This is a genomic window from Streptomyces sp. NPDC050263 (assembly GCF_040655955.1).
Taxonomy (GTDB): Bacteria; Actinomycetota; Actinomycetes; order Streptomycetales; family Streptomycetaceae; genus Streptomyces.
Window position 1 is genome coordinate 24,669 of sequence record NZ_JBFAKW010000059.1, and the last position, 25,668, is coordinate 50,336.

A 25,668-nucleotide genomic window follows, 5' to 3' on the forward strand; every position below is an offset into this window, starting at 1 on the left:
ACGTGAGAGGGTCTGGGGCGTGAGTGAGACACCACCGAACCCCCTGCAATACCGCTTTGACGGGCCAGAAGACGCTCCGGTCCTGATCTTGGGTCCCTCACTGGGTACCACATGGCACATGTGGGACCGCCAGGTTCCCGAACTCGCACAACAGTGGCGGGTGTTCCGCTTCGACCTGCCCGGCCACGGCGGCGCCCCGGCCTACCCGGTGGGCTCGGTCTCCGACCTCGCCGCGCGGCTGCTCGCCACGCTGGACGGGCTCGGCGTGCAGCGCTTCGGCTACGCGGGCTGCGCCCTGGGCGGCGCGGTCGGCGTGGAACTCGCCCTGCGGTACCCGGAGCGCGTCGCCTCGCTCGCACTGATCGCGGCCTCGCCCCGGTTCGGCACGGCCGACGAGTTCCGGCAGCGGGGCGTGATAGTGCGCACGAACGGCCTCGATCCCATCGCCCGCACATCGCCCGACCGCTGGTTCACCAGCGGCTTCGCGGCCGCGCAGCCCGCCATCACCGAGTGGGCGGTGCAGATGGTGCGCACCACCGACCCCGGCTGCTACATAGCGGCCTGCGAGGCGCTCGCCGCGTTCGACGTACGGTCCGAGGTCGGTCTCGTGGGCGTGCCGACGCTGGTCCTCGTCGGCTCGGACGACCAGGTCACCGGCCCCGCGGAGGCGCGCACCCTGGTCGCCGGCATCCCGGACGCCCGCCTGGCCGTCGTACCGAGCGCCTCCCACCTGGTTCCGGTGGAGCAGCCCGCGGCCGTCACCGACCTGCTGGTCCGCCACTTCTCCACGGCCTGGCAGCCCGCCTACGACTCCACCACCGGGCAGGCGGCCGTCCCCGGCATCCCCGTCCGCGCGGTCATGACCGCGCCCCAGCCGCTGCAGCCCGTGGCGATCGCGGAGATCGCGCCCGCCCCCGTCCTCGAACCGCCGCAGGTCATGGGCCGCCCCGATCCGTACGACGCGGGGCTGAAGGTGCGTCGGGAGGTGCTCGGCGACGCCCATGTCGACCGGGCGCTGTCGCAGGCGGACGACTTCTCCGGCGACTTCCAGGAGTTCATCACCCGCTACGCCTGGGGCGAGATCTGGGACCGTCCCGGCCTCGACCGGCGCTCCCGGTCCTGCGTCACGCTCACCGCGCTGGTCGCCGGCGGCCACCTGGAGGAGCTCGCCTTCCACACCCGCGCCGCGCTGCGCAACGGCCTCACCCCGGACGAGATCAAGGAGGTGCTGCTCCAGGCGGCCGTCTACTGCGGCGTACCCGCGGCGAACAGCGCGTTCAAGGTGGCGCAGCAGATCATCCGCGAGGAGACCACCCCCACCGAGTGAGCCCCGCCGGCGGCGCGGGGGCAGGATGGAATCCATGACGGCTCTGAAACTCACGAAGATGTCGCATGCCTGTGTCCGCCTGGAGAAGGACGGCCGCACGCTCGTCCTCGACCCCGGCGGGTTCAGCGAGGCGGACGCCGCGCTCGGCGCGGAGGCGATCCTCGTCACGCACGAGCACCCCGACCACTTCGACGAGGAGCGCCTGCGGGCGGCCCTGGAGGCCGATCCGGCCACCGAGATCTGGACCCTGAAGTCGGTCGCGGGGAAGCTCTCCGCCGTCTTCCCCGGCCGCGTCCACACCGTCGGCCACGGCGACACGTTCACCGCGGCGGGCTTCGACGTCCAGGTCCACGGCGAGCTGCACGCCGTCATCCACCCGGACCTCCCGCGCATCACCAACGTCGGCTATCTCGTCGACGGCGGCCGGGTCTTCCATCCCGGCGACGCGCTCACCGTCCCCGACCGGGCCGTCGAGACGCTGATGCTCCCGGTGATGGCCCCCTGGAGCAAGATCTCCGAGGTGATCGACTACGTCCGCGAGGTGCGGCCGCAGCGCGCCTACGACATCCACGACGCGCTCCTCACCGACCTCGCCCGCCCGATCTACGACAACCAGATCGGCGCCCTCGGCGGGGCGCGGCACCTGCGGCTGGCGCCGGGGGAGAGCACGGCGCTGTGAGTGTCAGTGGCGCCCGGTAGGTTGTGAGGCATGCGCATCGCGACCTGGAACGTGAACTCGATCACCGCCCGCCTGCCGAGGCTCCTGGCCTGGCTGGAGAGCAGCGGCACCGACGTGCTGTGCCTCCAGGAGGCCAAGGTCGCCGAGGCGCAGTTCCCGCTCGACCAGCTGCGCGAGCTGGGCTACGAGGCGGCGGTGCACGCCACGGGCCGGTGGAACGGCGTGGCGGTGATCTCCCGCGTCGGCATCGAGGACGTGGTCAGGGGCCTGCCAGGCGACCCCGGCTACGAGGGCGTCACCGAGCCCCGCGCGATCTCGGCGACCTGCGGTCCGGTCCGCGTCTGGTCGGTGTACGTGCCGAACGGCCGGGAGGTCGACCACCCGCACTACGCCTACAAGCTCCAGTGGTTCGAGGCCCTCAAGGCCGCCGTCGCGGGGGACGCGGCGGGCGGCAGGCCCTTCGCGGTGATGGGCGACTACAACGTGGCGCCGACCGACGACGACGTCTACGACGTGGCCGCCTTCGAGGGCCTCACCCACGTCACCCCCGCCGAGCGCGCCGCCCTGGCCTCCCTGCGAGAGGCCGGCCTGTCGGACGTGGTCCCGCGCCCCCTGAAGTACGACCACCCCTTCACGTACTGGGACTACCGCCAGCTCTGCTTCCCCAAGAACCGCGGCATGCGCATCGACCTGGTGTACGGCAACGAGCCTTTCGCCAAGTCGGTGAAGGACGCCTACGTGGACCGCGAGGAACGCAAGGGCAAGGGAGCCTCGGACCACGCCCCGGTCGTGGTCGACCTGGAGGTGTAGCTCCTCGCCGCGTCGGGTGGTGCGGCGCGTGTGCCGGGGCGGGAATTCGACCCTCGGCGCGGGCCAGCGCGCCTGTGGTGCGGGCACCGGTGCGAGTGTCACGCTGGAGCTATGAACATCCCTTTCCTGGGCAACAGGAGCAAGAAGTACCGTGCGGCGGTGCTGGCCGAGGACCCCGAGGGGATCGCCGAACTCCTCTCCGAATGCGAGCTGTTGCGTTCCCACGCGGCCCGCGAGGGGATCGGACTGGACGACACGGCCGCGTCGTTGGAGGCGTTGGACCAGCTTCCGCCGCGCTGGCGCGACGACGAGGAGAGCCTGCCCTGGTTCGGCCATGACGCCGGGCTCTACCTGGGCACGGTCGTCGTGCGCACGGTGCCCGGCGCGGCCTGGGCGATCCGGTCCGACGGGGAGGCGGTCGTCCGGCTGGTGTCCGGCCGGGAGGTGGACGTCGTCACGGCCGGGCGGGAATGGTCCGCGACCGGGACTCCCGAGCTGTCGCAGCTGTACGCCGAGGTGGCCGAGAACTAGGAGAAGTCTTAAATAAGGCTAATGACTGAAAAGTGCGTGTCGTACCTTAACGCCGACCTTATGTGGATAGTTTGCGGCAATCACGACACAGCTGAGAGTGAGTAGGGCTGCGCATGGCCGTCGATCCGTTGATCGAGCTGCGTGACGTCAACAAGTACTTCGGGGAGCTGCATGTCCTCCAGGACGTCGATCTCGTCGTCGGCAGGGGGGAGGTGGTCGTCGTGATCGGCCCTTCGGGGTCGGGGAAGTCGACACTGTGCCGCGCGATCAACCGGCTGGAGCCCATCCGGTCCGGCACGATCACGCTCGACGGACAGCCGCTGCCCGAGGAGGGCAAGGAGCTGGCGCACCTGCGGTCCGAGGTCGGCATGGTCTTCCAGTCCTTCAACCTCTTCGCCCACAAGACCGTCCTGCAGAACATCTCGCTGGGCCAGGTGAAGGTTCGCAAGCGCAAGAAGGGCGACGCGGACAGACGCTCGCGCGAGCTCCTCGACCGCGTGGGCCTCGCCGACCAGGCGGACAAGTACCCCGCGCAGCTCTCCGGCGGCCAGCAGCAGCGCGTTGCCATCGCGCGCGCCCTCGCCATGGACCCCAAGGCGCTCCTCTTCGACGAGCCCACCTCCGCCCTCGACCCCGAGATGATCAACGAGGTCCTCGAGGTGATGCAGCAACTGGCACGCGAGGGCATGACGATGGTCGTCGTCACCCATGAGATGGGATTCGCGCGATCGGCGGCCAACCGTGTGGTCTTCATGGCCGACGGCCGTATCGTCGAGGACCGCACCCCCGAGGAGTTCTTCACCGACCCGCGCAGCGACCGCGCCAAGGACTTCCTGTCCAAGATCCTCAAGCACTGAACGACGGTGCCGGCCACGGAGCCCACCCGCCCCGGCGGCGGCCGGAGATCACTGCTCGCGCAGCGGAATCGACACGTACGACGGGTCGTTCGCCGGCGAGGAGAAGGTCAGCCGAGCGCCGGACGGGTTGTGCTCCACGCAGAGCGGGTCGACGTGTCGACGACCAGGGCGAGCCGATGCCCTGCCGGGACGTCGTAGGCCGTGGAGAGCAGCTCCGGGTCGTGACCGAACGGCCTCACGTCGTAACGATGGGCGACGAGGATCCGGGGCGACTCAGGAGGCGCGATGCGAGGAACGGGCGGAGACCTCCTGGGCGGGCGGCAGCGGAGCCTGGGCCGCCCGGGTCACGTCGGCGACCAGCTCCACCACATCCGGGCCGTAGGCCTGCGAGTTGACGACCTTCAGCAGCAGCACGAACGAGCCGTTGCCGTGCTTTCGCGCCAGCCGCTCGTGGTTGCGGGCCAGATAGCGGGTGGCCGCCTGGTTGTTGATCGCCCGCTGGCCGCAGAACAGGAACACCGGCCGCGCCTCGCGCCGCTGGCCTGCGGTGAGCCGGGCCAGCAGCACGTATTCGGTGATACCCGGGTCCAGCCGGTAGCGCTCCGCGCCGATCTGGAACGCGCCCCGGTCCGGCCCCGGTTCGGGGTCGATGTTGACCCGCACACCGGGCAGCATCGCCGACATGTGCGCCATCATGCGCCGGTTGGAGGACGGGCCGCCCACACAGAACTCGGTGCGCTCGCCGAAACCCTGCTGCGCCGTGTCCTGCGTGACCACCTGGACGTTCGCGCCGCAGTCCTTGATCAGCGCCGAGAGCTCCAGCAGCGCGAACACGTCGAACCGGTGCACCGCCGGCTCGGAGGACGCCGGGTCGCGGTTGACGACGAGCAGCGTCTCCGAGTTCTCCGGCAGCCCGAAGAACGTCTGCTTGCGCCGGAGCCTGCGCTTCCAGAGGTAGGTACGGGCGAGCCAGCCGAACGCGGCGCTGATACCGGCCGCGACGACCCCGAGGGCGATGTTGCGCACGTCGTCGTTCATGGGCGCGCATGGTAGCGGGCGAGCATGACCGGTACGTACCCGTGTTCGAGGTGTGGCAGTCGTATGACACTGCCCGGAAGGAGGCTGTCGAGGCCCCGCGAATGTGGTTACGCTGCGCGGACGGTCCCGGACTGGAGGCATGGATGGGTCGCTCTGTCGCGCGAAAACTGCTCGTCCTGGCGGTCTCGGCCGCCGTGGTCACGGTGGGGGCGGCGGCGCCACCCGCCGCCGAGGGAACGACAGTTGAGAAGGTCCCGGTCGCCGTCGGCTACGGCGGCGCCGTGGCCAGCGTCGACGCGGACGCCTCCGCCGCCGGCATCGAGGTGCTCAGGAAGGGCGGCAACGCCGTCGACGCGGCCGTCGCCACCGCCGCCGCCCTCGGTGTCACCGAGCCCTACTCCGCCGGCATCGGCGGAGGCGGCTACTTCGTCTACTACGACGCCAGGTCCCGTACGGTGCACAGCATCGACGGCCGGGAGACCGCCCCGCTCACCGCCGACTCCGGGCTCTTCCTGGAGAACGGCGCACCGCTCGCCTTCGCGGACGCCGTCAGCAGCGGCCTCAGCGTCGGCACCCCGGGCGCGCCCGCCACCTGGGCGACGGCGCTGAAGCAGTGGGGCAGCCAGAAGCTCGGCACGGTCCTGAAGCCCGCCGAGCGCATCGCCCGCGACGGCTTCACCGTCGACGACACCTTCCGCTCCCAGACCGCCGGCAACGAGACCCGCTTCCGCTACTTCCCGGACACCGCGAAGCTCTTCCTGCCCGGCGGCCGACTCCCCGTCGTGGGCTCGACGTTCAAGAACCCCGACCTCGCGAAGACCTACGCGGAACTGGGCCGAAAGGGCGTCGACGCGATCTACCGGGGCGACCTCGGCAAGGACATCGTCTCCACCGTCAACCACCCGCCGGTGGACCCGAGTTCGGGCTGGAACGCCCGGCCGGGCAAACTGACCGCTCAGGACCTCGCGGCCTACCGCGCCAAGGTCCAGGCGCCCACGAAGACCTCCTACCGGGGCCTGGGCGTCTACTCCATCGCGCCCTCCTCCTCGGGTGGCACCACGGTGGGCGAGGCCCTCAACATCCTTGAGAACACGGACCTTTCGAAGGCGAGCGAGGTCCAGTACCTGCACCGCTACATCGAGGCCAGCCGGATCTCGTTCGCCGACCGCGGGCGCTGGGTCGGCGACCCCGCCTTCGAGGACGTCCCCACCAAGCAGCTGCTGTCGCAGAGTTACGCCGACTCGCGGGCGTGCCTCATCAAGGACGACGCGGTCCTCACCAGCCCGGTGGCGCCCGGCGACCCGCGCAACCCGGCGGCCTGCAACACGGGCGGCACGGCGGCGCCGACGACGTACGAGGGCGAGAACACCTCGCACCTGACCGTCGCCGACAAGTGGGGGAACGTCGTCTCCTACACGCTCACCATCGAGCAGACCGGCGGCAGCGCCATCACCGTCCCCGGCCGCGGCTTCCTCCTCAACAACGAGCTGACGGACTTCTCCTTCGCCCCCGCCAACCCGGCCGTCCACGACCCGAACCTGCCCGGTCCCGGCAAGCGGCCGCGGTCGTCGCTGTCGCCGACGATCGTGCTGGACAAGCACGACAAGCCCGTGGTGGCCCTCGGTTCGCCCGGCGGCGCGACCATCATCACCACCGTGCTCCAGACCCTGACCCAGTTCCTCGACCGCGGCCTGCCGCTCGTCGACGCGATCGCCGCACCGCGTGCCAGCCAGCGCAACGCGGCCCAGACGGAGTTGGAGCCCGCGCTCTTCAACGACACGAGCCCGAGCGGCCTCAGGGCCCGACTGGAGGCCATCGGGCACTCGTTCAAGCTCAACCCCGAGATCGGCGCCGCGACCGGCGTCCAGCGGCTGCCAGGCGGCAAGTGGCTGGCCGCCGCCGAGACCGTGCGACGCGGCGGGGGCTCGGCGCAGGTGGTGTATCCGGCTCCGTAGCGGATCGGATCAGGGTTCGGGGGCGGGCGGCTCGCCGGTGTCAGCGCCGGTACGGAACGCGAGCCGTCCGTCCTCGACCTCGACCGTCACCCGGTCGCCGTCCTTGACCCGCCCGTCGAGCAGCAGCCGCGACAGCTCGTTGTCGACCTCCCGCTGGATGGTGCGGCGCAGCGGACGGGCGCCGTACTCGGGCTGGTAGCCGCGCCGGGCCAGCCAGTCCACGGCCGCGTCGCCGAACTCGACCGTGACGCCCCGCGCGTGCACCAGCCGACGCGTCTTCTCCAGCAACAGGTCCGTGATCTGCCGCAGTTGCTCACCGGTGAGCTGGCGGAAGACGACGATCTCGTCGATCCGGTTGAGGAACTCCGGGCGGAAGTGCTCGCGCAGCGGCCGCAGGATCTGCTCGCGCCGCGCCTCCTCGTCGGCGTCCGTGCCGCCCGCCCCGAAGCCGATGCCGGCGCCGCGCCGGGTGATCGCCTCCGAACCCAGGTTGCTGGTCATCACGATGACGGTGTTGGTGAAGTCGACCGTGCGGCCCTGGGAGTCGGTGAGCCGGCCGTCGTCGAGGACCTGGAGGAGGATGTTGAAGACGTCCGGATGTGCCTTCTCCACCTCGTCCAGCAGGAGCAGCGAGTACGGGTGGCGGCGGACGACCTCCGTGAGCTGCCCGGCCTCCTCGTGCCCGACATAGCCGGGCGGGGCGCCGACCAGCCGGCTGACCGTGTGGCGCTCCTGGTACTCGCTCATGTCGAGCCGGACCATGCGCTCCTCGCTGCCGAACAGCGACTCGGCGAGCGCACGGGCCAGTTCCGTCTTGCCGACCCCGGTCGGGCCGAGGAACAGGAAGCTGCCGATCGGCCGGTCGGGGCTGGCGAGGCCCGCGCGGGAGCGCAGCACGGCGTCGGCGACGACCCGGACGGCCTCCTCCTGGCCGACGACCCGCTCGTGCAGGTGGTCGGCAAGGCCGAGCAGCCGGTCCTTCTCCTCCTGGGTGAGACTGGCGACCGGAATGCCGGTCTGCCGGGACACCACCTTGGCGACGGCCTCCGCGGTCACCTCCAGATCGAGGCCCTCGTCGGCCGCCTCCTCGCCGGTCGCCGCCGCGATGCGCTGCTTCAACTCGACGATGCGGTCCCGCAGTTGGGTTGCCTGCTCGTACTGTTCGTCGGCGGCCGCCTGGTCCTTGTCGCGGGCCAGCTGCTCGACCTCGCGCTCCATCGCCCGCACGTCCGTGCCCTTGGAGCGGGCGCCGAGCCGCACCCGGGCGCCGGCCTGGTCGATCAGGTCGATCGCCTTGTCCGGGAGGCGGCGGTCGGTGAGGTAGCGGTCGGACAGCTCCACGGCCGCGACGAGCGCCTCGTCGGTGTAGCGGACCTGGTGATGGGCCTCGTAGCGGTCGCGCAGCCCGCGCAGGATCTCCAGGGCGTCCGGGACGGACGGCTCCGGCACGAGGATCGGCTGGAAGCGGCGGGCGAGCGCCGCGTCCTTCTCGATCCGCCGGAACTCCTCCAGCGTCGTCGCGCCCACGACGTGCAGCTCGCCGCGGGCCAGGGCCGGCTTGAGGATGTTGCCGGCGTCCATCGACCCGCCCTCGCCGCCCCCGCCGGCGCCGACCACCGTGTGCAGCTCGTCGATGAAGACGATCAGCTGGTCGGAGTGCGCGCGGATCTCGTCGACGATGGTGTTCAGCCGTTCCTCGAAGTCGCCGCGGAAGCGGGTGCCCGCGACCACGCCCGCCAGGTCCAGCGCGATCACGCGCCGGGCGACGAGGACGTCCGGCACGTCGCCGTCCACGATCCGCTGGGCCAGCCCCTCCACGATGGCGGTCTTGCCCACTCCCGCGTCGCCGATCAGCACCGGGTTGTTCTTGCCGCGCCGGGACAGCACCTCGATGGTCTGCTCGATCTCGTCGTCCCGGCCGATCACCGGGTCGATCCGGCCCTGGCGGGCCGACTCGGTGAGATCGCGGCCGTACTTGTCGAGGGTGGGCGTGCCGGTGGACCGCTGCCGGTCCGTGGCGCGGGCCGGCTGCGCGGTGTCCGGCGGCTCGGGCGGCAGCGCCGCGGCGGCGAAACGGGCCGCGTTCAGGATGTGTCCGGCCGCCGAGTCGGGGTTCGAGGCGAGGGCGCTCAGCACATGCTCCGGGCCGATGTGGCCCGCGCCCCGGGAGCGGGCCAGATCGTGCGCGTCCAGCAGGGCGCGTTTCGCGGCCGGGGTCAGGGACAGCGAGGTCGGCGGCGGCGCCTCGCCCGGCGGGTGCCGCACCGGCCCCGACCGCTCGTCGATCTCCGTCGCGAGCGAGTCGGGGTCGGCGCCCGCCCGGCTGAGCAGACCGCGGGTCGGCTCCGCGGTGAGAGCCGCCCGCAGCAGGTGCTCGGTGTCCAGGTCCCGGCTGCCGTGCTCGGCGGCGTACTGGGCCGCGCCGCGGACGAGATCCCTCGCGGGGCGGCTGAGCAGCTGGCCTATGTTGATCTGGCGGGGGCCGGGGCGGGGCCCGCCGAAGAAGCGGGCCAGGAATTCACCGAAGGGGTCGCCGTAGCCCTCCGGGCCGGTGAAGCCGTTGGTCATGGCGTTCCGTTCGATCGGGGCACCGGATCGAACGCGGGTGCCCGTCCCTGCGGGGCTTAGACCACCATGGCATGCCCGGGGATGGGCGGCATGTCCTGCAGGTTGGCGCGGCACGGGCTCGGGCTTGGTGTTGTTCGGCGGCTGCGGGTCCGTTGTGGCTGGTCGCGCCCACGCGGCGGAGCCGCACATGGAGACAGCCCCGCGCCCCTGAAGGGGACTTCTCTAGTGCCGCGGCAGGCAACGTTCGCCCGTCAAGGAGCGGCGTCCGGTGGGTGCTCTCGGTGTGCCGGCCGGAAGTCCTCGTACTGGACGTACTTGGGCTTTCGGCCGGTGCGGCGAGAGTGCGTGCCGGGCGTCGCGACGGGGCGAACGTTGCCTGCCGCGGCACTAGCGTCGCTCTGTAAGGACCCTCGGTCCGTTCTCCGTGATGGCCACCGTGTGTTCCGCGTGGGCTGCCCTGGAGCCGTCGTTCGTTCGCAGGGTCCAGCCGTCGGGGGCCGCGTGGTAGCCGTCCTCGCCGCCGGCGATCAGCATCGGTTCGATCGCGATGACCATGCCGTGGCGCAGCGGGAGACCGCGGCCCGGGCGGCCCTCGTTGGGGATCCCCGGGTCCTCGTGCATGTGGCGGCCGATGCCGTGGCCGCCGAAGCCGTCCGGGATGCCGTAGCCGGCCGCCCGGCACACGGTGCCGATCGCGTGCGCGATGTCGCCGACGCGGTTGCCGACGACCGCCGCCTCGATGCCGGCCGCGAGGGCGCGCTCGGCGGTCTCGATCAGCCGGACGTCGGCGGGGCGCGCCCTGCCCACGGTGAGGCTGATCGCGGAGTCGCCGGCCCAGCCGTTCAGCTGCGCGCCGAAGTCGGCCGAGAGCAGGTCGCCGTCGCGCAGCCGGTAGCCGGTGGGGATGCCGTGCACGATCGCGTCGTTCACGGAGGCGCAGAGCACCGCTGGGAAGGGCGTCGGCGCGAAGGAGGGGCGGTAGCCGAGGAACGGTGACGTCGCCCCCGCCTCCCGCAGCACGGCATGCGCCAGTTCGTCCAGCTCCAGCAGGGAGACGCCCACGGCGGCGGCCTCGCGCACAGCTGTCAGGGCTTGTGCGACGACCTGTCCCGCCTCGTACATGGCGTCGATCGACGCGTCTGTCTTCAGTTCCACCATGCCAATTACTATACCGGTATTAGAATGACGGCATGGTGCGTACCCCACTGACCCCCGAAGAGCGTGAACGCGGCGAGCGGCTCGGGCGCCTGCTGCGCACGGCGCGCGGCGGCCGGAGCATGACCGAGATCGCGGCGGGCGCCGGCGTCTCCGCCGAGACCCTCCGCAAGATCGAGACCGGCCGCGCGCCCACCCCGGCGTTCTTCACCGTCGCCGCGCTCTCCCGCGTGCTCGGGCTGTCGATGGACGAGCTGGCGGAGCTGTGCACGCCCGTGCCCGCGGCGATCCCGGAGGCCGCCGTCCTTGCCTCGGTCAAGATCGCGTAATGAACTCGTCGCGTCCGCTTTGAAAACTCGTCGTAGCCCAGCTGTAACACAACTGGTGTTTTCTACGAAGCCGGAGTGTTCCGGTCGGGCGGGAGTTGGGCGATGACAGTGGATCAACTCCCGGGCCGGGTGCGGGAGTTCGCGAACCACCTGAACGGACTGCTGGCGCGCCTCGATCAGGGCGCCGGCTGGTGCGCCGTGTTCTGGCAGCGCGATCCCGACGGTATGCAGGCCTGCCTCGACGGACGGGAGATACCGCCCTGGGACGTGGTGGAGGCGGTGCTCCAGGACCTCGCCGCCGAGTACGGCACCGAGGTCGCCGTGCGGGAGGCGGAACGGGTCCGGCCGCTGCACGCCGCCGCGCTCGCCGCCCACGACGCCCGCCCCGGCGGCCGCGACGCCCTCGGGGACCGGCTCGACGTCATGCTCCGCGAGCAGCGCTACGCCGCCGAACGGCTGGCCGAACTGGGCCGCCGGCTCGCCTCCGCGGGCACCCGGGAGCAGGCCGACGCCGTCCGCCTCGACCTCGCCTGGGCCCACGACGACCATGAACGGGCCACCGCGCGGTGCGCCGAACTCCGGTACCGGATAGCCGAGTCGGACCGTCTCCCGACGTCCGCCACGATCCCCGGGCGCGCCCCGCACACCGCCGCCGGCCCCGCGTACGACGTCCAGGACGCGGCGGCCCCCGTCGACGCCGAGGCCCCCGTCGAGGAGACGCCCGCCCCGGTTCCCGCCCCGGCCCCCGCGCCCAAGCAGCGCAAACGGCGCCGCGGCAGCGCCCGGTTCGCCGGCATGGCCGAGGAGGACGAAGTCGACGCACCCGTCGTCCAGCCGACCGCCGCCGAACCGGCGGCGCCCGTGCCCGCCCCGGCCGCCCGCCGCACCCCGCGTGGCGCCCGCTTCGCCGGAGCCGCCGCCGACCGCCCCGAGGGGCGCTCCGAGCCGCAGCGCGAGCCGCTGGACGCGGCGGCCCGGGAGGAGACCGTCGAGGTCGTGGAGCGGCTGGTGCGGCTGCGCGGCGAAGGCCGCAGCGGGGAGGCGCACGCCCTGCTCGTCGAGCTCGCGTACTGGCCGGCCGCCCGCATCCCGCTGCTCGCGGCCGAACTGCAGCGCGCCGGGCTCGTCGCCGACTGGACCACCCTGCTCTGGGAGGCCGCCTCCCTCCCCGCCGATCGGCTCGTCGCCGCGGCCGACGCGCTGGTCGCGGTGGGGCGCGCGGCCGACGGCGAGCAGATCCTGCGGCAGGGCGTCGCCCGGCCGGCCGTCGAGATCGGGCAGGCCGTCCTCGGCCTCGTCCGGGGCGGCCGCCAGCGCGAGGCCCGCGCGCTGCTCGACGCCTACGTCCGGGTCCGCACCCCCGAGGAGGCCGCCCGCAGCGTCGCCCCGGACCCGCAGACGCTCGTCCCGCTCCTGCTGACCGCCGCCCGCACGGTCTCGGAGGAACGCCACTGGGACCTGGTGCACGCGCTCAGGGTCGCCGGCTTCACCGCCTGACCGACCCCACGTCCGGTCGCACATCCGACCAGGGTCACGCCTTCGGCCGTACGGCACCGCGACTTAACCCACGAGAGTGTGAAACGCGATCGACTTCGCGGGTTAACGACGATGGTCTTGGCAAGCCTGTCCCGGAGGCTTACCTTCGTCCCTCTACGGCCTTCGTCTACGGGCGTAGAGGCTCTGACGGAACCGTCGAAGGAGCAGCTCATGGCCAACGTCGTACGTGCCGCACTGGTCCAGGCCACCTGGACCGGCGACACCGAGTCCATGGTGGCGAAACACGAGGAGCACGCCCGTGAGGCGGCCCGCCGGGGCGCGAAGATCATCGGGTTCCAGGAGGTCTTCAACGCTCCCTACTTCTGCCAGGTCCAGGAGCCGGAGCACTACCGCTGGGCCGAGCCGGTGCCCGACGGGCCGACCGTGCGTCGTATGCAGGAGCTCGCGCGCGAGACCGGCATGGTGGTCGTCGTCCCGGTCTTCGAGGTCGAGCAGTCCGGCTTCTACTACAACACCGCCGCCGTGATCGACGCCGACGGCTCGTACCTCGGCAAGTACCGCAAGCACCACATCCCGCAGGTAAAGGGTTTCTGGGAGAAGTACTACTTCAAGCCCGGCAACCTCGGCTGGCCGGTCTTCGACACGGCCGTCGGCAAGGTCGGCGTCTACATCTGCTACGACCGCCACTTCCCGGAGGGCTGGCGGCAACTGGGGCTGGGTGGCGCCCAGTTGGTCTACAACCCGTCCGCCACCCACCGCGGCCTCTCCGCCCACCTCTGGCAGCTGGAGCAGCCCGCCGCCGCGGTCGCCAACGAGTACTTCATCGCCGCGATCAACCGGGTCGGGGTGGAGGAGTACGGCGACAACGATTTCTACGGGACGTCCTACTTCGTCGACCCGCGCGGACAGTTCGTCGGCGACGTCGCGAGCGACAAGGACGAGGAACTCCTCATCCGCGACCTCGACTTCGACCTGGTCGAGGAGGTCCGCCAGCAGTGGGCCTTCTACCGTGACCGCCGTCCCGACGCCTACCAAGGGCTGGTGCAGCCGTGAGTGATCTCTACGCCCGCCATCGCAACGTCCTGCCGGACTGGCTCGCGCTGTACTACGAGGAGCCGCTGGAGATCACCCACGGCGAGGGCCGCCACGTCTGGGACGCCCGGGGCGCCAAGTACCTCGACTTCTTCGGCGGCATCCTCACGACGATGACCGCGCACGCGCTGCCCGAGATCACCAAGGCGGTGAGCGAACAGGCCGGGCGGATCGTGCACTCCTCGACGCTCTACCTCAACCGGCCCATGGTCGAGCTCGCCGAGCGCGTCGCGCACATCAGCGGCATCCCCGACGCCCGCGTCTTCTTCACCACCTCGGGCACCGAGGCCAACGACACGGCGCTGCTGCTCGCCACGACCTACCGGCGCAGCAACACCGTCCTGGCGATGCGCAACAGTTACCACGGCCGATCCTTCAGCGCGGTCGGCATCACCGGCAACCGCGGCTGGTCGCCGACCTCGCTGTCCCCGCTCCAGACGCTGTACGTGCACGGCGGGGTACGCGGGCGCGGCCCGTTCGCCGATCTCAGTGACGCCGAGTTCATCGACGTCTGCGTCGCGGACCTGCGGGACCTGCTCGGCCACACCCGCCCGCCCGCGGCCCTGATCGCCGAGCCCATCCAGGGCGTCGGCGGATTCACCTCACCGCCGGACGGACTGTATGCGGCATTCCGTGAAGTGCTGAACGAATACGGGATCCTGTGGATCGCCGACGAGGTGCAGACCGGCTGGGGGCGCACCGGCGAGCACTTCTGGGGCTGGCAGGCACACGGCCAGAACGGTCCGCCGGACATCGTCACCTTCGCCAAGGGCATCGGCAACGGCATGTCCATCGGCGGCGTCATCGCCCGCTCCGAGATCATGAACTGCCTGGACGCCAACAGCATCTCCACCTTCGGCGGCACCCAGATCACCATGGCGGCCGGCCTCGCCAACCTTTCCTACCTGCTGGAACACGACCTCCAGGGCAACGCCCGTCGGGTCGGCGGCCTGCTCATCGAACGGCTGCGGGCCGCCGTCGCCCAGGATCCGGGGGTACGGGAGGTGCGCGGGCGCGGGCTGATGATCGGCGTCGAGCTGATCAGGCCCGGCACCGACCGGGCCGACCCGGACCGGGCGTCCGCCGTACTGGAGGCGGCCCGCGCCGACGGGCTGCTGATCGGCAAGGGCGGCGGCCACGACACCAGCGCCCTGCGCATCGCCCCGCCGCTGTCCCTGACCGTGGCGGAGGCCGAGGAGGGCGCCGCGATCCTCGAGAGCGCGCTGCGCAGCACCCGGTAGCGCCGGCCTGAGCCAAGGGAAACACATCGCCATGACCATCGCCTTGGAGCCCTGGGGCCCCGTGGAGCCTCTGGAACCAGCCCTGTCGGTCCGTCAGGTCCTGGCTCTGGAGCGGGTGTTGGCGGGTGAGCCCGAGGTGGTGGCCGGCGCCGGCCAGCTCGACCGGCCGGTGCGCTGGGTGCACGTCGCCGAGGCCGCGGACGTCGGAGTGATGCTCAGCGGCGGCGAGATGGTCCTCACCACCGGTGTGCTGCTGGCCGGTGACGAGAGCGCGCAGACCGAGTACATCCACTCCCTGCACCGGGCGGAGGCCGCCGCCGTGGTGCTGGGTCTCGGGCGGGCCTTCCCCACTCCGCCGGACGTGATGCGGCGGGCCGCCGAGCGGTGCGGGCTGCCGATGGTCGTGCTCCATCGGCCGTTCCCCTTCGCCGAGTTGACCGAGGAGGTCCAGTCCCGGCTGGTCCAGCGGAAGTTCGCCGCCGTCAGCCTGTCGGAGGCCGTACGGACCGCGCTCACGGGACTCATCACCGCGGGCGCCCCGCTGCAACTCCTGCTCGACGAGATCGCCCACCACACCGGTTGCCCCGTCGTCGTCACCAACCTCGCCCACCGCGTGCTGGCGACGGCGGGGGAGCGGTCGGCGGTCGACGACGTGCTGCGGGACTGGGAGCGCATCGCCCGGCAGGCCGGCGGCAGCGAGGGCGACGGCTGGATCCGCGCCGAACTGGGCGGCCGCGGCGAGCGGTGGGGACAGATCATGCTGTGCGGTTACCGCGGCGACACCGCGGGCGGGCGGCTGCTCGCCGACCGGGCCGCCGAGGCCCTCGTCCTGCACCGCATGCTCGGCGGCGCCTCCGCCCACACCTGGGAGGAGCAGTCCGCACAGAGCCTGCTCACCGATCTGATCTCCGGGGTCGTGCCGGCCCGGCAACTGCTGCCCCGGGCCCGTGCGGCCGGCCTCCCCGTCAACCGGCGCACCTTCGTCCCGCTCGTCGTACGCGATGGCGACCCCGCTCAACTCGACCGGATGCTCCGGCTGTTGGGGCTGCCCGGATTGGTCGCCGAGCTCGCCGACGGGGCCACCGCCGTACTGCTCAGCCTCGCCCGCGACCAGGACACCGAGGCGCTCGCCGCCCACTTCGCCGCCCGGCTGCGGACCGAGTCGGGCCGGGCCCGCACGGTCGTCGCGGCGGCCGACCCGCGCATCGTCTGGGACGACGTGCCCGCCGGGCTGCGCGAGGCCCAGCACGTCGCCGACGCCGTGGCCGACTCCTCGGCCGCCCTCGACCTCCCGGCCGTCGTCCGCCTGCGGGACGTCCATCTGCGCGGCCTGATCCGGCTGCTGCGGGACGACCCGCATGTGCAGTCCTTCGCCGAGCGCGAGCTGAACGGGTTGCTGTGCGCGGCCGGCGAGGATCTGCTCGCCGTGCTGCGGACCTATCTGGCCACCGGCCGCAACAAGTCCCGCACCGCCCAGCTCCACCACGTCTCGCGGCCCGCGCTGTACCGCCGGCTGGAGGCGATACAAGGGCGGCTGGGCGTGGACCTCGACGACTTCGAACAGGCCGCCTCGGTGCACATCGCACTCCTCGCGCACGATGCGCAACAGGCCTGAAACATGCGACGACCTGGGAAAACGGCGGTGAAACATGGGTCCACGACAGGGTGACACCGTGGCACGCGCAAGGCCCGCAGACGTGACACGCTGCAACTCAAAGCCGGTTTTCGGACTTCCTAGTCTTCTCGCACACCGAGTGACCGGAGGTCCCGATGAGCAGAGTGATCCGTGCCGCCGTCTTCCAGACGGCCTGGACCGGCGACAAGGAATCGATGATCCAGGTGCACGAGCAGGCGGTCCGCGACGCGGCCGCGCAGGGTGCTCAGGTCCTGTGTTTCCAGGAGCTGTTCTACGGGCCGTACTTCTGCCAGGTCCAGGACCCGCAGTTCTACGAGTACGCGGAGCAGGTTCCCGACGGCCCGATCGTCAAGCGTTTCCAGGCGCTGGCCAGGGAGCACGGCATCGTCCTGGTGCTGCCGATGTACGAGGAGGAGCAGCCGGGCGTCCTCTACAACACCGCCGCCGTGATCGACGCGGACGGCTCGTACCTCGGCAAGTACCGCAAGCATCACATCCCGCAGGTAAAGGGTTTCTGGGAGAAGTTCTACTTCCGCCCGGGGAACGTCGGCTGGCCGATCTTCGATACCGCTGTCGGAAAGATCGGCGTCTACATCTGCTACGACCGCCACTTCCCGGAGGGCTGGCGCGCGCTGGGACTGGAGGGCGCCGAGATCGTCTTCAACCCGTCGGCGACCTCGCGCGGCCTGTCCGCGTACCTGTGGCAGCTGGAACAGCCGGCCGCGGCGGTCGCCAACGAGTACTTCGTCGGCGCGATCAACCGGGTCGGCGTCGAGGAACTCGGCGACAACGACTTCTACGGGACCTCGTACTTCGTGGACCCGGAGGCTCAGTTCGTCGGCGAGGTGGCGAGCGACAAGGAGACCGAACTCGTCGTCCGCGACCTCGACATGGCCAAGCTGCGCGAGGTCCGCGACCGCTGGCAGTTCTACCGCGACCGCCGCCCGGAGGCGTACGGCCCGCTCACGGCTCCGTGATGAACGCAGTTCCCCGCACTCGACCGACCCAGGGGCGCGGGGAACTGCGCGACCAGCCCCCACCCCCCCGCACCCGACCAACTACCTCTCCGGAGCCGGAACATGAGCAGCCGTAAAATCATCCGCGGCGGTCTCGTCATCACCGCGTCCGACGAGATCCACGCCGACGTCCTGATCGAGGACGGCCGTATCGCCGCCCTCGCCGCCTCCGGCACCTCGGCCGCCGAGGCCTGGAGCGCCGAGCAGGTCATCGACGCGACCGGGAAGTACGTGATCCCGGGCGGGGTCGACGCCCACACCCACATGGAGCTGCCGTTCGGCGGCACCTTCGCCTCCGACACCTTCGAGACCGGGACCCGGGCGGCCGCCTGGGGCGGTACGACGACCATCGTCGACTTCGCCGTGCAGAGCGTCGGACACAGCCTGCGCGAGGGACTGGACGCCTGGCACGCCAAGGCCGAGGGCAACTGCGCGATCGACTACGCCTTCCACATGATCGTCTCCGACGTGAACCAGGACACGCTCAAGGAGATGGACCTGCTGGTGGAGGAGGGCGTGACCTCCTTCAAGCAGTTCATGGCCTACCCGGGCGTCTTCTACAGCGACGACGGTCAGATCCTGCGCGCCATGCAGCGTTCCGCCGACAACGGCGGACTGATCATGATGCACGCGGAAAACGGTATCGCCATCGACGTCCTGGTCGAACAGGCGCTGGCGCGCGGCGAGACCGATCCCCGCTATCACGGCGAGGTGCGCAAGGCGCTGCTCGAGGCGGAGGCCACCCACCGCGCCATCAAGCTCGCGCAGGTCGCCGGGGCGCCGCTGTACGTGGTGCATGTATCGGCGATGGAAGCGGTTGCGGAACTGGCGCGGGCGCGCGACGAGGGGCTGAACGTCTTCGGCGAGACCTGCCCGCAGTATCTGTTCCTGTCGACGGACAACCTCGCCGAGCCCGACTTCGAGGGCTCGAAGTACGTGTGCAGCACACCGCTGCGACCGAAGGAGCACCAGGCCAAGCTGTGGCAGGGGCTCAGGACGAACGACCTCCAGGTCGTCTCCACCGACCACTGCCCCTTCTGCTTCGTGGGCCAGAAGGAGCTCGGCCGGGGCGACTTCTCGAAGATCCCCAACGGCCTTCCCGGCGTCGAGAACCGGATGGACCTGCTCCACCAGGCCGTCGTCGACGGACACATCAGCCGCCGCCGCTGGATCGAGATCGCCTGCGCCACCCCGGCCCGGATGTTCGGCATGTACCCGAAGAAGGGCACCATCGCCCCCGGCGCCGACGCCGACGTCGTCATCTACGACCCGCACGCCGAGCAGATCGTCTCCGCCGAGACCCACCACATGAACGTCGACTACTCGGCGTACGAGGGCAAGCGGCTCACCGGCCGCGTCGAGACGGTCCTCTCGCGCGGCGAACTCGTCATCACCGAGCGGGAGTACACCGGCCACGCCGGCCACGGCATCTACACCCCGCGCTCCACCTGTCAGTACCTCAACTAGGAGCAGCGCTCATGGACTTCGGACTCGTCCTGCAGACCGACCCGCCGGCCTCGAAGGTCGTCAGCCTGATGAAGCGCGCCGAGCGGAGCGGCTTCACCTACGGCTGGACCTTCGACTCCGCGGTGCTCTGGCAGGAACCGTTTGTGATCTACAGCCAGATCCTCGCCAACACCAGCAAGCTGACGGTGGGCCCGATGGTGACGAACCCGGGCACCCGCACCTGGGAGGTCACCGCCTCCACCTTCGCCACCCTCAACGACATGTTCGGCAACCGCACGGTCTGCGGCATCGGCCGCGGCGACTCCGCGATGCGCGTCGCGGGCCGCGCCCCGAACACGCTCGCCCGGATCAGCGAGGCCATGAAGGTCATCAGGGCGCTCGGCTCGGGCCAGGAGGCCGACCTCGGCGGCACGGTCGTCAAGTTCCCCTGGATCAAGGAGGACGCGAAGCTTCCCGTCTGGATGGCCGCGTACGGCCCCAAGGCGCTCAAGATGACCGGCGAGGAGGCCGACGGCTTCATCCTCCAGCTCGCCGACCTGTACCTCACCGAGTACATGGTGAAGGCCGTCAAGGACGCCGCCGTCGCCGCCGGCCGCGACCCGTCCGAGGTGAAGATCTGCGTCGCCGCCCCCGCGTACGTCACCGAGGACGACTCGCCCGAGGCGATCGCCCACGCGCGTGAGCAGTGCCGCTGGTTCGGCGGGATGGTCGGCAACCACGTCGCCGACCTCGTGTCCAAGTACGGCGAGCACTCCGCCGCCGTGCCCGACGAACTCACCGACTACATCAAGGCACGCGAGGGCTACGACTACTCCCACCACGGGCGCAGCGACAACCCCGACACCGCCTTCGTGCCCGACGAGATCGTCGACCGGTTCTGCCTCATCGGACCGGTCGAGAAGCACATCGAGAAACTGAACGCCCTGCGTGAGCTGGGCGTCGACCAGTTCGCCGTCTACGACATGCACGACGCGCAGGAGAAGGTCATCGACGCGTACGGCACCACGGTGATCCCCGCCGTCAACGGCTGACCCGTCCCCCGGATCGACTCCCCATCCCCCCACTCCAGTTCTCCTCTCTCCCGGTGTCCCGGGGGAGGGGGCCGGAGACCCCGCACGGCCTTTCCGGATCCGCCCCTCGTTTGATTGGCCTGCCCATGACCGACACCGCTCCCACGGCCATACCGCCGACCTCCCAAGTCACCCTCGCCGACGGCCGGGTGGAGATCGCCCCTGGTTCGCCGCAGCCCAGCGGCCCCTACGCCAACGAGGACCTGCTTCCCGTCCCCGTGGAGAAGCGCACCTGGACCACGTACAACTTCTCCGCGCTGTGGGTCGGCATGGCCCACAACACGGCGTCGTGGACCCTGGCCTCCGGTCTGATAGCCGTCGGCATGGACTGGAAGCAGGCGGTGCTCACCATCGCCCTGGCCAACCTGATCGTGCTGGTCCCGATGCTGCTCACCGGGCACGCCGGACCGAAGTACGGCATCCCCTTCCCGGTCTTCGCCCGGGCCTCCTTCGGTATCCGAGGTGCCAACCTCCCCGCCGTCGTACGGGCGTTGGTGGCCTGCGGCTGGTTCGGCATCCAGACCTGGATCGGCGGTGAGGCGATCTACTTCCTCGCCGGCAAGCTGATCGGCAACGGCTGGAGCGACGCCGGGAAGATCGGCGGCTACGCCTGGACGATGTGGCTGTCGTTCGCGATCTTCTGGGCGATCCAGGTCGCGATCATCTACCGGGGCATGGAGACCATCCGCCGCTTCGAGAACTGGGCGGCGCCCTTCGTCCTCGTCGGCGCGGTCGTCATGCTGATCTGGATGAGCAACAAGGCAGGCGGTTTCGGCCCGTTGCTCGACCAGCCCTCCAAGCTGGGCTGGGGCGGCGACTTCTGGAAACTTTTCTGGCCGTCTCTCATGGGCATGATCGGTTTCTGGTCGACGCTGTCGCTGAACATCCCGGACTTCACCCGGTACGGAAAGTCGCAGAAAGCGCAGACCTGGGGACAGGCTCTCGGTCTCCCCACGACCATGACGCTCTTCGCGCTGCTCTCGGTGATGGTCACCTCCGGATCGCAGGCCGTGTACGGCGAGACGATCTGGGACCCGGTACAGCTCGCCGCGAAGACGGACAACGTCTTCGGCCTGCTGTTCGCGCTGGTGACCGTGCTGGTGGCGACCCTGTCGGTGAACATCGCGGCCAACCTCGTCTCGCCGGCCTTCGACTTCTCCAACATCGCGCCGCGGAAGATCAGTTTCCGTGCCGGCGCACTCGTCACCTGCGTGCTCGGCGTGGTGATCTTCCCGTGGAAGCTGTACTCCGACCCGCAGGGCTACATCTTCACCTGGCTCGGCCTGGTCGGCGGTCTGCTGGGCACGGTCGCCGGCATCCTCATCGCCGACTACTGGATCCTGCGCCGCGGCAAGCTCGACCTGACCGACCTGTATCGCGAGGGCGGCCGTTACTGGTACGACGGCGGCTGGAACTGGCGGGCCGTGGTCGCCTTCGTCACCGGCGGTGTCCTCGCCGTCGGCGGCGCCACCTTCAAGCCGCTGATCGACGGCCGGCCCATCCCGGCGCTGGAACCCCTCGCCGACTACGGCTGGGCCGTCGGCCTCGGCACCTCGATGGCGCTGTACCTCGTCCTGATGCGTCTGACACGTTCGGACACGTGACGCGGGAAACGGCCGGAGGAGCAACAGCGCTCCTCCGGCCGTTTCGTGTCCCGGCCGTCAGCTCTTCCGGCTGTTCTGCAGTGCGGCCACCGCTTCCTTCGCGGCCTTGATCGCACCCTTGTTGATCTCGTCGGTGGTGGGCGCCTTCTTCGTCTCGAAGTCGCTGCCGTTGTAGTTGACGACCACCAGCGCGTTGGACACCCGGGCGATGACGACGCCCTCACGGGTCTGCTGCTTGTCCTCCGTGGTCAGGTTCACCACGGAGTAGGCCGCGTCGCCGAGCCCCGGCACCGCACCGCCGCCGCTCTTCTCCCCGGTGCGCTCCTTGTACGAACTCGTCGCCGCGTCGTCCGACTCGGCGATCTCGAAGGAGATGTCGAGCCAGCGGTAGTCGTAGCCCTTGAGCGCGTTCCACGAGCAGGTGCGGCGAAGCTCGGTGTCCGTGGACGGGATCTCCTTGCCGGCCGCCTTGGCGCCCGGCACGAGCGAGGCGATCGTCTTCGCGGCCACGCCGGTGCAGGGGGCGGGCGCGGCGGCATAGGTCTTGGAGACGGCCGTGGAGGACGGGCCGGACGACTTCTCGGTCTGGGTCTTCTGGGTGTCCTTGGCCGCGGTGTCCTGCTTGTCGGTCAGCGGGCCGGACGACATCGCCCAGCCCGCACAGGCGAGCACGACCACCGGGGTCAGACGCGCGGTGAGGGCGAGCGGCAGTGGGAGAGAGCGCACGGCGCACTTTCGTGGGGGACGGTGCGGACGGAGTCCGCAGTGCGGACAGGAGACGCCAGTGTCACACGACTCCCTGTGGGGCGGAAGTGTGAACTCGCTCCGTGGCGGCGCGGTGACGAAGGGGCCTGAACCTACCGGGACATCAGGGTTCTTCACCGGACATAGAGCGGACGAGAGGCGCCATGGCAAGGGGAGCGGGTAGGTACGTACGATCACGAGATCGGCCGCCGCGCAGTGAGGAGCCCGCCTTGTTCACCACCCGACCCACCCTCCAGGGAACGTTCGGCATGGTGTCCTCCACACACTGGCTGGCCTCCCAGTCGGCGATGGCCGTCCTGGAGGACGGCGGCAACGCCTACGACGCGGCCGTGGCCGGCGCCTTCGTGCTGCACGTAGTCGAACCGCACCTCAACGGGCCGGCCGGCGAGGTCCCGATCCTGCTCGCCCCGGCCGGCGGCGAGGTGCGGGTGCTGTGCGGACAGGGCGTGGCGCCGGCGGGCGCGACGGTCGCGCACTACCGGGGGCTGGGCCTGGACCTCGTCCCCGGCACCGGACCCCTCGCCGCCGCCGTGCCAGGCGCGTTCGACGCCTGGATGCTCCTGCTGCGCGACCACGGCACCAAGTCCCTCGGCGACGTGCTGAAGTACGCCATCGGGTACGCCGAGCACGGGCACGCGCCCGTGGAGAACGTCGGCGCGACCGTCGAGGCCGTACGGGAACTGTTCGAGACGGAGTGGACCTCCTCGGCGGAGGTGTACCTGCCGGGCGGGCGGTCGCCCCGCCCCGGCGAGCTGCTGCGCAACCCGGCCCTCGCCGCCACCTGGCGGCGGCTGCTCGCCGAGAGCGCAGGGGCGGGCGGGGCCGGCGGCCGGGAGGCGGAGATCGAGGCCGCGCGCCAGGTGTGGCGGACCGGGTTCGTCGCCGAGGCGCTCGTCCGGCAGGCCGCCCGGCCGACCCTGGACACCAGCGGCGAGCGGCACACCGGCACCCTCACGGCCGCCGACCTCGCCGCCTGGTCCGCGTCCTACGAGGCGCCCGCGACGTACGACTGGAACGGCTGGACCGTGTGCAAGGCGGGCGCCTGGAGTCAGGGCCCCGCCCTCCTCCAGCAGCTCGCGCTGCTCCCGGCCGAGCTGCCCGCGTACGGCTCCGCCGACTACGTCCATCTTCTCGTCGAGGGCTGCAAGCTCGCCATGGCCGACCGCGAGGCCTGGTACGGCGACGCGGCCGAGGTCCCGCTCGGCGAGCTGCTCGCCGCCGGCTACAACGCGGACCGGCGGCGGCTGATCGGCGACAAGGCCTCGTACGAGGTGCGGCCCGGCAGCCCCGGCGGGCGCGCCCCGCGGCTGAGCACGCACGCGTGCGTGGCGGTTGCCGACGACCTCGGCTTCAGCCCCATGGGCGCGGGCGAGCCGACGGTCGCCCGGGGCCCGGCGTCCTTCGGGCCGGGCGAGCCGGAGGTCGGCGCGAACGGGGTCACCCGGGGCGACACCTGCCACCTCGACGTCGTCGACCGCTGGGGCAACATGGTCGCGGCGACGCCCAGCGGCGGCTGGCTCCAGTCCAACCCGGTCGTGCCCGAGCTGGGCTTCCCGCTCGGCACCAGGCTGCAGATGACGTGGCTGGAGGAGGGCCTGCCGAACTCGCTGACGCCGGGCCGGCGCCCCCGCACCACCCTCACCCCCTCGATCGCGCTGCGCGACGGGGTGCCGGTGCTGGCCTTCGGCACCCCCGGCGGCGACCAGCAGGACCAGTGGCAGCTGCACTTCCTCCTCGCCGTCGCCCTCCGCGCGCGGGTGCGTGGCGGCCTCGACCTCCAGGGCGCGATCGACGCCCCGAACTGGCACAACGACTCCTTCCCCGGTTCCTTCTACCCGCGCGGGATGCGGCCGGGCAGCGTCACCGTGGAGTCCCGCATGCCGGCGGAGACGGTGGAGGAGCTGCGGCGGCGCGGCCATGACGTCACCGTCGGCGACCCGTGGTCCGAGGGCCGGCTGTGCGCGGTCGCCCGCGACCCGGAGACCGGGATCCTGCTCGCGGCCGCGAACCCGCGCGGGATGCAGGGATACGCGGTGGGCCGCTGACGGGTGCGAGTTCCGGTTCTTCATCCCGATTCCACCCGTGATGCACCCGGCGGGTGGGGATTGTCAGTGGGGCGTGCTCTCATGGAGGCATGATCGAAGACAAGGAAACCATCGACGAGTTTCTCGCCCGCCGCTCGGTCGACGTGGAGGAGGCGGTCCGCGGGGCCGCCGCGGCCGAGATCATGCCCCGCTTCCGGCAGCTCGCCGCGCACGAGGTCGGCCAGAAGAGCGGCCCGCACGACCTGGTGACGGACGCCGACCGGGGCGCAGAGCTGTTCCTCACCAATGCCCTCGCCGCCCTCCTGCCCGGCTCGGTCGTCGTAGGCGAGGAGGCGGTGGACGCCGACCCGGCCACGTACGAGGCGATACAGGGCGACGCGCCGGTCTGGATCGTCGACCCGGTCGACGGGACACGGCAGTTCGTGCACGGTGACGACGGCTTCTGCACCCTGGTCGCGCTCGTCCGCCACGGAGTCCTGCTCGCCTCCTGGACGTACGCTCCGGCCCGCGACCAACTGGCCACGGCCGTCCGCGGCGGCGGCGCCTTCCTGGACGGCGAGCGGCTGTTCGCCGGCCCGCCCGAGCCGGGCCGCGGCCTGACGGTGGCCACCTCGCACCCCGACTACACGACCGAAGCGGAGAAGCGCGCCCTGCTGGCGCTGTGGACGGACGGAGTCGCACCGCGCGCGTGCGGATCCGCCGGGCTCGAGTATCTCGCCGTCGCCCGGGGTGAGTTGGACGCCACGGCCTTCTCCTGGGACCTGGCCTGGGACCACGCGGCCGGACTGCTGCTGGTCGAGGAGGCGGGCGGCGCCCACCTCACCCTCACCGGCGAGCCGTTCCGCATCACGGGCGGCAACGTCCTGCCCTTCACGGCGGCCCGGGACGCGGCGACGGCCCGAAGGGTGTCGGGACTCCTCTCGGGCGCCGAGCGGCTTCGCGACATCGCCTGAGCCATGCGATGCGATGCGCTGCGCTGTGATCGG

At 71.3% G+C, this 25,668-nt stretch carries 21 protein-coding genes and 1 pseudogene; 17 read left to right on the forward strand and 5 right to left on the reverse strand.

Annotated features, from left to right (window positions below; all coding sequences use genetic code 11):
- The first annotated feature begins 19 nt into the window (after window positions 1-19).
- From pcaC to AB0J04_RS25185, 5 genes are all read left to right on the forward strand, one after another.
- On the forward strand, window positions 20-1,327 hold the full coding sequence (gene pcaC / locus AB0J04_RS25165; RefSeq protein ID WP_363170801.1) for a 4-carboxymuconolactone decarboxylase: 1,308 nt from the start codon (window positions 20-22) through the stop codon (window positions 1,325-1,327).
- Between the two features lie 43 nt (window positions 1,328-1,370).
- A complete protein-coding gene (locus AB0J04_RS25170) occupies window positions 1,371-2,006 on the forward strand; it encodes an MBL fold metallo-hydrolase (protein ID WP_363170826.1) in 636 nt (211 codons plus the stop codon).
- A 30-nt stretch (window positions 2,007-2,036) separates the two neighbouring features.
- Entirely contained in the window at window positions 2,037-2,816 is a 780-nt protein-coding gene (locus AB0J04_RS25175; protein ID WP_363170802.1) for an exodeoxyribonuclease III, read from the forward strand.
- A gap of 111 nt (window positions 2,817-2,927) precedes the next feature.
- A complete protein-coding gene (locus AB0J04_RS25180) occupies window positions 2,928-3,347 on the forward strand; it encodes a DUF6278 family protein (protein ID WP_363170803.1) in 420 nt (139 codons plus the stop codon).
- 113 nt (window positions 3,348-3,460) lie between these two features.
- Complete coding sequence (locus AB0J04_RS25185) at window positions 3,461-4,204, forward strand: amino acid ABC transporter ATP-binding protein (RefSeq protein WP_363170804.1); 744 nt, start codon at window positions 3,461-3,463, stop codon at window positions 4,202-4,204.
- 48 nt (window positions 4,205-4,252) lie between these two features.
- Here AB0J04_RS25185 and AB0J04_RS25190 read toward each other — a convergent pair.
- A pseudogene (locus tag AB0J04_RS25190) lies at window positions 4,253-4,440 on the reverse strand (CocE/NonD family hydrolase C-terminal non-catalytic domain-containing protein); the annotation flags it as partial.
- A gap of 37 nt (window positions 4,441-4,477) precedes the next feature.
- Window positions 4,478-5,242 carry a hypothetical protein gene (locus tag AB0J04_RS25195; protein WP_363170805.1) on the reverse strand — a complete coding sequence of 255 codons (765 nt, stop codon included), beginning with the start codon at window positions 5,240-5,242 and terminating at the stop codon, window positions 4,478-4,480.
- A gap of 143 nt (window positions 5,243-5,385) precedes the next feature.
- On the opposite strand from AB0J04_RS25195, the gene ggt reads away from it, so the two are divergent.
- Window positions 5,386-7,197, forward strand: coding sequence for a gamma-glutamyltransferase (gene ggt / locus AB0J04_RS25200; protein ID WP_363170806.1), 1,812 nt, complete (start codon window positions 5,386-5,388; stop codon window positions 7,195-7,197).
- Window positions 7,198-7,206: 9 nt separating this feature from the next.
- Here the strand turns inward: ggt and AB0J04_RS25205 are convergent, their stop codons facing one another.
- Together AB0J04_RS25205 and map are read right to left on the reverse strand one after the other, a co-directional pair.
- Window positions 7,207-9,765: an ATP-dependent Clp protease ATP-binding subunit gene (locus AB0J04_RS25205; RefSeq protein ID WP_363170807.1), complete on the reverse strand. Its 2,559-nt coding sequence runs from the start codon at window positions 9,763-9,765 to the stop codon at window positions 7,207-7,209.
- Window positions 9,766-10,152: 387 nt separating this feature from the next.
- Window positions 10,153-10,923, reverse strand: coding sequence for a type I methionyl aminopeptidase (gene map, locus AB0J04_RS25210; protein WP_363170808.1), 771 nt, complete (start codon window positions 10,921-10,923; stop codon window positions 10,153-10,155).
- Window positions 10,924-10,955: 32 nt separating this feature from the next.
- On the opposite strand from map, the gene AB0J04_RS25215 reads away from it, so the two are divergent.
- From AB0J04_RS25215 to AB0J04_RS25255, 9 genes are all read left to right on the forward strand, one after another.
- On the forward strand, window positions 10,956-11,249 hold the full coding sequence (locus AB0J04_RS25215; RefSeq protein ID WP_363170809.1) for a helix-turn-helix transcriptional regulator: 294 nt from the start codon (window positions 10,956-10,958) through the stop codon (window positions 11,247-11,249).
- Window positions 11,250-11,351: 102 nt separating this feature from the next.
- Window positions 11,352-12,746 (forward strand): hypothetical protein, encoded by a 1,395-nt coding sequence (locus AB0J04_RS25220; protein ID WP_363170810.1) that lies wholly within the window; start codon window positions 11,352-11,354, stop codon window positions 12,744-12,746.
- A 210-nt stretch (window positions 12,747-12,956) separates the two neighbouring features.
- Window positions 12,957-13,799, forward strand: a complete 843-nt coding sequence (locus tag AB0J04_RS25225; protein ID WP_363170811.1) for a nitrilase-related carbon-nitrogen hydrolase — start codon at window positions 12,957-12,959, stop codon at window positions 13,797-13,799.
- On the forward strand, window positions 13,796-15,079 hold the full coding sequence (locus tag AB0J04_RS25230) for an aspartate aminotransferase family protein (RefSeq protein WP_363170812.1): 1,284 nt from the start codon (window positions 13,796-13,798) through the stop codon (window positions 15,077-15,079). The genes AB0J04_RS25225 and AB0J04_RS25230 overlap by 4 nt, the downstream gene beginning before the upstream one ends.
- A 31-nt stretch (window positions 15,080-15,110) precedes the next feature.
- Window positions 15,111-16,694 carry a PucR family transcriptional regulator gene (locus AB0J04_RS25235; RefSeq protein WP_363170813.1) on the forward strand — a complete coding sequence of 528 codons (1,584 nt, stop codon included), beginning with the start codon at window positions 15,111-15,113 and terminating at the stop codon, window positions 16,692-16,694.
- 155 nt (window positions 16,695-16,849) lie between these two features.
- Complete coding sequence (locus tag AB0J04_RS25240) at window positions 16,850-17,692, forward strand: nitrilase-related carbon-nitrogen hydrolase (RefSeq protein WP_363170814.1); 843 nt, start codon at window positions 16,850-16,852, stop codon at window positions 17,690-17,692.
- Window positions 17,693-17,794: 102 nt separating this feature from the next.
- On the forward strand, window positions 17,795-19,198 hold the full coding sequence (gene hydA, locus AB0J04_RS25245) for a dihydropyrimidinase (protein ID WP_363170815.1): 1,404 nt from the start codon (window positions 17,795-17,797) through the stop codon (window positions 19,196-19,198).
- Between the two features lie 11 nt (window positions 19,199-19,209).
- Window positions 19,210-20,229: a TIGR03842 family LLM class F420-dependent oxidoreductase gene (locus AB0J04_RS25250; RefSeq protein WP_363170816.1), complete on the forward strand. Its 1,020-nt coding sequence runs from the start codon at window positions 19,210-19,212 to the stop codon at window positions 20,227-20,229.
- 125 nt (window positions 20,230-20,354) lie between these two features.
- On the forward strand, window positions 20,355-21,872 hold the full coding sequence (locus tag AB0J04_RS25255) for an NCS1 family nucleobase:cation symporter-1 (RefSeq protein WP_363170817.1): 1,518 nt from the start codon (window positions 20,355-20,357) through the stop codon (window positions 21,870-21,872).
- 57 nt (window positions 21,873-21,929) lie between these two features.
- On the opposite strand, the gene AB0J04_RS25260 is transcribed toward AB0J04_RS25255, so the two are convergent.
- The gene (locus tag AB0J04_RS25260) at window positions 21,930-22,598 is read right to left on the reverse strand and encodes a hypothetical protein (RefSeq protein ID WP_363170818.1); all 669 of its coding nucleotides are present in this window, start codon (window positions 22,596-22,598) and stop codon (window positions 21,930-21,932) included.
- 248 nt (window positions 22,599-22,846) lie between these two features.
- Here AB0J04_RS25260 and AB0J04_RS25265 point away from each other — a divergent pair, with 248 nt between their 5' ends.
- Both AB0J04_RS25265 and AB0J04_RS25270 read left to right on the forward strand, forming a co-directional pair.
- Window positions 22,847-24,682, forward strand: a complete 1,836-nt coding sequence (locus tag AB0J04_RS25265) for a gamma-glutamyltransferase (RefSeq protein ID WP_363170819.1) — start codon at window positions 22,847-22,849, stop codon at window positions 24,680-24,682.
- Between the two features lie 89 nt (window positions 24,683-24,771).
- Complete coding sequence (locus AB0J04_RS25270; RefSeq protein WP_363170820.1) at window positions 24,772-25,635, forward strand: inositol monophosphatase family protein; 864 nt, start codon at window positions 24,772-24,774, stop codon at window positions 25,633-25,635.
- The last annotated feature ends 33 nt before the right edge of the window (window positions 25,636-25,668 follow it).